The sequence below is a fragment of the Chitinophaga sp. genome, from assembly GCF_035564935.1.
Classification (GTDB): Bacteria; Bacteroidota; Bacteroidia; order Chitinophagales; family Chitinophagaceae; genus Chitinophaga.
This window is the reverse complement of the sequence record NZ_DATMTE010000892.1, coordinates 1-6328: the sequence shown is the minus strand read 5'-3', so window position 1 is coordinate 6328 and position 6328 is coordinate 1. Positions and strand designations below refer to the sequence as shown.

The window sequence follows — 6328 nt, the reverse complement described above, 5'->3', positions numbered from 1 at the left end:
TCCCCTCCCCCCATTGCACTTCTCTCATAAACACACTATTTTACCAGTCCTAACAGACAGGCATTTTCTTATGACAAACACAGGTATCACGATGAAAAAGCTCTCCGGGCTGGATCATCTCCGGTCGCTGGCAATACTGATGGTGTTGTTTTACCACTACCGCATGTTCCAGCATCCGCATTGGCTGGATGAAATAATGAGCTTCGGATGGACGGGCGTTGACCTGTTCTTTGTTTTAAGCGGATACCTCATATCCTACCCGCTTTTCATAAACATGGCCGCCGGAAAAAGTATTTCTCTCCCTGAATTTTTTATAAAGCGCTTCTTCCGGATCATTCCCGCCTACCTGGTGGTACTGGCTATCTACTTCCTCTTTCCTTCCTTTCATGAAAGGGAAGCCCTGCCCCCGCTCTGGAAGTTCCTCACCTTTACACAGAACTTTGGTTTTGATATTAAAAATTTGGGCACCTTCTCGCATGTCTGGTCCCTTTGTGTGGAAGAACATTTTTACCTGCTGTTCCCGCTGGTACTGGCAGCTTTGCTGAAATTCAATGTATGGAGAAAGGCCGGCATCCTGCTGGCGGTGTTGTTTATATTTGGTATTGGCATCCGGTTATATTGCTGGTACGCATTCATTGCGCCTCACTTGGGGGAAGACAACTTTTTCATCACATGGTACAAACACATGTACTACCCTACTTATACCCGGCTCGATGGCCTGCTGGCGGGTGTTTCCATCGCAGCCCTGTTTGCATTCAAACCGGCCGTAAAAGCCAGGGTTACCCAACATGGGAATGCCATCCTGTTGCTGTCGCTGGCGGTACTTGCAGGGGCCTGGTTCCTGTGTGAGGACCAGGAAACCTTTTCCGCCTCGGTATTCGGCTATCCCCTGGTGGCGGCCGGTTACGGACTTGCGGTGGTGGCAGCGGTAAGCCCTTCCTGCATATTATACCGCTACAATAGCCGGGTTACCGCGCTGATAGCCAAACTTTCTTTTGCACTCTACTTATCTCATAAAGGAGTGATCCACCTGGCACAGCCCCTGCTGGCCAAAACAGGGCTGGCTCCTAAAGGAACGCCTATGTTCATGGCATGCCTGCTGGTTGCGGGGCTGGGCGCTTTTACGCTGAATAAGGCGGTGGAAGCGCCTTTCCTGCGGCTCCGCCAACGTGTATTGGAGCAACGGAAGAAAACCGCACATAAAAAAATGATGATGATCACGAATGATTCAGCAGCTTAACTTAACTTCACGGGGTTAAAAAAGAGGAAAGACATATGAGTATTGAAAAAGCGATTCTTGCAGGTGGCTGTTTCTGGGGAGTGGAAGAACTGATCCGGCAACTTCCGGGCGTCATCTCTACGGTGGTAGGTTACACCGGCGGCGATGTACCCAATGCCACCTACCGCCATCATGGCACACATGCGGAAGGCATTGAAATTACATTTGATCCGGCAGTATTATCATACCGTTCACTCCTGGAATTTTTCTTCCAGATCCATGATCCTACCACCCGGAACAGGCAAGGAAATGATATAGGTACTTCCTATCGCTCTGCCATCTTTTACCTGGACGAGGCGCAGCGTCAAACAGCGGTGGCTTTAATTGCTGAGCTGAATGCCTCCGGTAAATGGCCCGGCCCGATTGTGACCGAAGTAGTTCCAGCAACAGCCTTTTGGAACGCTGAAGAGGAACACCAGGACTACCTGCAGAAACATCCACACGGGTATACCTGTCATTTTGTGCGGCCCGACTGGAAACTGAATTAAAATAAAAAGGAGAAAATGGATGTACATTCATTTTCTCCTTTTTTAGTAAGATAAATTATTGATCACTCCGACCTCAGGGATTTCACCGGGTTCATTATCGCTGCTTTTATCGACTGGAAACTTACGGTCAGCAAGGCAATTAATACTGCCCCGGCAGCAGTAGCGGCAATAATCCACCAGGATATTTCCGTACGGTATTCAAACCGCTGTAACCAGTTATGCATGAAGTGATACGCCAGCGGCACTGCAATCACCAATGCAATCAATACCAACAGTACAAAATCCTTTGTCATTAGTTGCCACAAATTGAAAACAGAAGCACCCAATACCTTCCTCACTCCGATTTCCTTCACCCGTTGCTCGGCCATAAAAGACGCCATGCCAAAAAGCCCGAGGCAACTGATGAAAATGGCCAGCACTGCAAAAAAGCTCGATAGCTTTCCAATACGCTGCTCCGCATCAAACTTAACAGCATAATCGTTATCCACAAAGCTGTAAACAAAAGGAACACCGGGATTATACTTTCTAAATACCTCCTCAATCCGGGAAAGCGCAGCTGCCGTGGTTTTGGAAGGATTAATCCTGGCATCGATCACGTTGGCTGCATCATAATTAAGCGTAAAAACAGTCCGGAAAACCGGGTGATAGGGCGATTCCATCACTATATCCTTTACAACACCGATCACATTAAAAGGCTTACCATCTACCTTTACAATTTCACCTACGGGATCTTTAAGTCCCATAAATTTTACTGCCGACTCATTCAGGATCATAGCCGAGGAATCCGACGGAAAATCCCTTGAAAAATCACGCCCCGAAAGTATCTGCCAGTTAATTGTTTTTCCGAAATCATGTGTAACAGTTACAGCCCCGAAATTTCCCTGGGCGCCGGGTTGCATGCCCTTCCAGGTATAACCGTTGTTTACTGCGTTGATCTCTGTCAGTAAACTGGAAGAATAGGCCATCTCTGTAACGGCTCCCGACGCTACCAGTTCATTCTTCACCACCTCGAAATGATCTTTCATCGCACCGGTCGACACGGGAATAACTATCAACCCCTCCCTGTTGTAAGCTGCCGGCCGGTCCTTTGCAAAACGGATCTGCCGGAATACTACTATTGTACCAATAATGAGGATCACCGATACCGTAAACTGGATCACAACAAGCGCCTTGCGCGGAACAGCCGCATAACGCCCTGCCCGGAAGGTACCTTTCAATACTTTAACCGGTTCAAAAGAAGACAAATACAATGCGGGGTAACTACCTGCAACCAGGCCGGTAAATAGCATAACAGCCAACGCAACAAGCCAGAATAGAGGGCTTGCCAAAGGAAGACTTACTTTTTTATCTGCCATGTCATTAAATACCGGCAGCCCAATCTGCACCAATACCAGGGCGCCTATAAAACCGATCAGGGCCAGCAACAGCGATTCACTAAAGAATTGCGTAATCAGCTGGCTACGGAAAGAACCAACTGCCTTCCGGATACCGACCTCTTTCGCCCGTTTTTCCGAACGCGCGGTACTCAGGTTCATGAAATTAATACAGGCAAGCAGCAACACAAATACACCTATGATCCCAAAAAGCCATACAAACTGGATCCTGCCGCCTATATTCTTTCCATCCTTCCAATCGGCATACAAATGCCATTTACTCATGGGGTGAAGAAACACCTCCGGCTTAAAGGCAGCATCGTCTGCCCGTACCTTATGCAGCTTCACATCCCTGATCTTCGCGGACACTTTTTCAAGATCCGCATGGTCTGCCAGTTGTGCATAGGTTTGTGTAAAATTAGACCGCCAGGGGTTTTCCATTTCCCTGATCCATGGCTGGTCTTTCAGAAACAATTCCCAGGGCGCCATGAAATCCAGGTCCCTGAACGAGGAATTATAAGGAAGATCTTCATATACACCAGTCACTTTCACCGTCATACGGTCGTCTAATTTCATCAGCTTATCCAATGGGTCGGTATCTCCAAACAATGCTTTTGCCGCGGAGGCCGACAGCAGCACGGAAGCCGGGTCTTTTAATCCTCCTCTGGTACCCTTCAGCATTTTAAGCGTTAACATCTCCGGGAAGCCGGGTTCAAAAAAATTACCCGTCTGCGAAATAGCATTATTGTTATATGCCAGTATATGCTTATTAGGCCAGGAGCACATGATCACATACTTGAAGTCGCTACCGTATTTACTCCGGATCTCTTCTCCCAACAGGTAAGGATTAGCCGTTTGCGTACCCGTCACCCCATTAAAGGTTTGACGCTGCATCACTGCTACAATGCGATCGTAATGTTCATGATTCCTGTTGAAAGTAAGCTCATCATGAATCCACAAACCGATCAGCAGGGCTACCGCCATACCGGTAGATAACCCCACTATATTGATGAACGAAAAAGTTTTATTCTTGAGCAGGTTTCGCCACGCAATCCGGGCATGACTTCTTAACATAGCTAACTGGTTTCTTCATTGGAAACAATAATATTGCCACACCGGAAGATAGGCCACAGCCGCTATTCCCCGAATTTTTCCCGGTAAAAATGTCCGTATATGAACACCCGGTGTCTGAAAACGGACGCCGTATTTCAACTACTACCGTGTTCAGCGCTGCACAGTGATCAGGCCGGTCTACAATTTGTCCAAACGTTCCTACTAATATAAACAACTATTACCCGGTCCGGTATTGCTTTCACCGCTGTATTCACCGCTTTTTAAGCTGGTCTGTGTTTTGTTGAACGGAGTAGTATCATTAATATCTAAAACACTTGTTATGATTAATAAAGATGAACTAAACGAAAACGCCTTCAGTGAAGAAGAAAATAACGATCTGCCAGAAGAACAAACAGCAGCCGATGCGGATGCGGAAGTGAGTGAAGAAGAGAAAGAATTGCTGGAAGAAGCATCCACCACAGATCCCACCTACTCCGAAGAATTAAGGATGCGCGGCGCTAAAGTAGATAACAGGGATGATGACGGGGACCCCCTTAATGAAGCCGGCAGCCTCGATGTACCGGGCGCTGAACTCGACGACGCCCAGGAGCAGATCGGCGCAGAGGATGAAGAAAATAATGAGTACAGCAATGATAAGAACGACTGATCACCGGAATAACCTGGCCACCACCTTACCTATCTCCATGAAATCGCCATGGTTGCTGACAGCCCTTTTCTCCGCCAATGCTTCCGCTTCCTCTGAAAAAGGATAGATCAGGAGATAATTATTCCCTGAAAAATGTTGGTTCAGCCACTCAGGCATCAGGCTTAGCTGCGGGAAATAAGATATCCCACCCCTTTTTGCCATCAGCACAATCAGGGCTTCGTCTTCTCCCAGCTGCAGCGCCGCGGTTTCCGCTTCACTCCAGCTGTTCACGGGGTTCAGTTCCGCTGATATGTTGGCCTTCTGCAAAATATGACCGATAATTTCCAGGGTGGCGCCCGTGGCATAAATGCTCATCAGCGCACCGGAGTTTCGCCCGATATTCCATACCCGCAGCAATGCGTGGAAGAAACCGGCTTCCCGCCCTGCATTCTCAGGTATCAGCACTACATAACGTTTTACAGTTGATACAGGCTGCGCAGCATGATACACCAGTACATTGATATGTTCATTCTGCAGGTAACCATTGTAAAGATTATAAACAAAAGAAGGAGAAAAGCCTTTTTCATCTTCCAGCCCAATAATAAGGTCGGTGATCTTCTGTTCTTTCACCACGTTGCCTATGCCTGTAATAACATCATTATCGTACCGGGTGAGTGGTTGCAATTCTACATCTGCCGCAGCTGCGGTATCGGCCGCCTGGTGCAGTATCTTTTCCGCATTTTTTACAGAAGACTCATTTTTATCTTCATTAATAACATTGAGTGCAAATACCCGGTCGTCATTACTTTTCGCTTTCAGCAATAAGCTCAGGTTTACCATTCTTTCCACCGTTTCCTCATGGTTAACCGCCAGCAGGATCCGCTCTTCTTCCGGGCGTTCGCCCGATACCGTCCGCTCCCTGTCTGCCTCCGCGATCCGCTGCGCGCTGGCCATCGAAATGAAGGAGGAAACGGTGCAGGATATCAGGATCAGCAAAATACTTCCGTTCAACACATGTTCATTGAGCAGGCGAACCGGCTCACCGGCGGCCGTTTCTGAAATAATGATGTTGTAGCCTACCATCACGGAAGCAAGTGTGGCAGCAGCAGAAGCGGAACTCATACCAAAAATAAGTGTGCCTTCGTCTTTCGAAAGCCTGAAGGTTTTCCTGGTGGCTACTGCTGCCAGGTATTTGCCGCCAATAGAAGCCACCAGCATAATACCAGCCACCATCAGGGTTTCCCAGCTTTTGAAAAATACTTTGAAGTCGATCAGCATACCTACGCTGATCAGGAAGAAAGGAATAAAAATAGCGTTCCCCACAAACTCAACCCGGTTCATCAGTGAGGAAGAACGGGGGATCAGCCTGTTGAGCGCCAGCCCGGCAAAGAATGCACCGATAATGGCTTCAATGCCTGCCAGCTCAGCGAGCACCGAGGCCAGATATATCATTACCAGCACAAAAATATATTGGGAGATCCTGTCAGAT

Annotated in this window: 5 protein-coding genes; 3 read left to right on the top strand and 2 right to left on the bottom strand. The window is 47.9% G+C overall.

Features of this window, described 5'->3' with window-relative positions; genetic code table 11:
• Positions 1–1240, top strand: a 1240-nt coding sequence (locus VN105_RS23260) for an acyltransferase (protein WP_325644722.1), incomplete at its 5' end; no start/stop codon positions are given.
• A gap of 35 nt (positions 1241–1275) precedes the next feature.
• Positions 1276–1767 (top strand): peptide-methionine (S)-S-oxide reductase MsrA, encoded by a 492-nt coding sequence (gene msrA / locus VN105_RS23255; RefSeq protein ID WP_325644720.1) that lies wholly within the window; start codon positions 1276–1278, stop codon positions 1765–1767.
• A 62-nt stretch (positions 1768–1829) separates the two neighbouring features.
• Here msrA and VN105_RS23250 read toward each other — a convergent pair whose 3' ends face one another.
• Positions 1830–4214, bottom strand: coding sequence for an ABC transporter permease (locus VN105_RS23250; RefSeq protein ID WP_325644718.1), 2385 nt, complete (start codon positions 4212–4214; stop codon positions 1830–1832).
• Positions 4215–4533: 319 nt separating this feature from the next.
• Between VN105_RS23250 and VN105_RS23245 the strand changes: the two genes are divergently transcribed.
• Positions 4534–4860: a hypothetical protein gene (locus VN105_RS23245; protein WP_325644716.1), complete on the top strand. Its 327-nt coding sequence runs from the start codon at positions 4534–4536 to the stop codon at positions 4858–4860.
• Here the strand turns inward: VN105_RS23245 and VN105_RS23240 are convergent.
• On the bottom strand, positions 4861–6328 hold a 1468-nt coding region (locus VN105_RS23240; protein WP_325644714.1), incomplete at its 5' end, for a cation:proton antiporter. It lies immediately after the preceding gene.

Coding starts and splice junctions, on each gene's coding strand:
- msrA (WP_325644720.1), top strand. CDS start 1,276: ATGAGTATTGAAAAAGCGATTCTTGCAGGTGGCTGTTTCTGGGGAGTG.
- VN105_RS23250 (WP_325644718.1), bottom strand. CDS start 4,214: ATGTTAAGAAGTCATGCCCGGATTGCGTGGCGAAACCTGCTCAAGAAT.
- VN105_RS23245 (WP_325644716.1), top strand. CDS start 4,534: ATGATTAATAAAGATGAACTAAACGAAAACGCCTTCAGTGAAGAAGAA.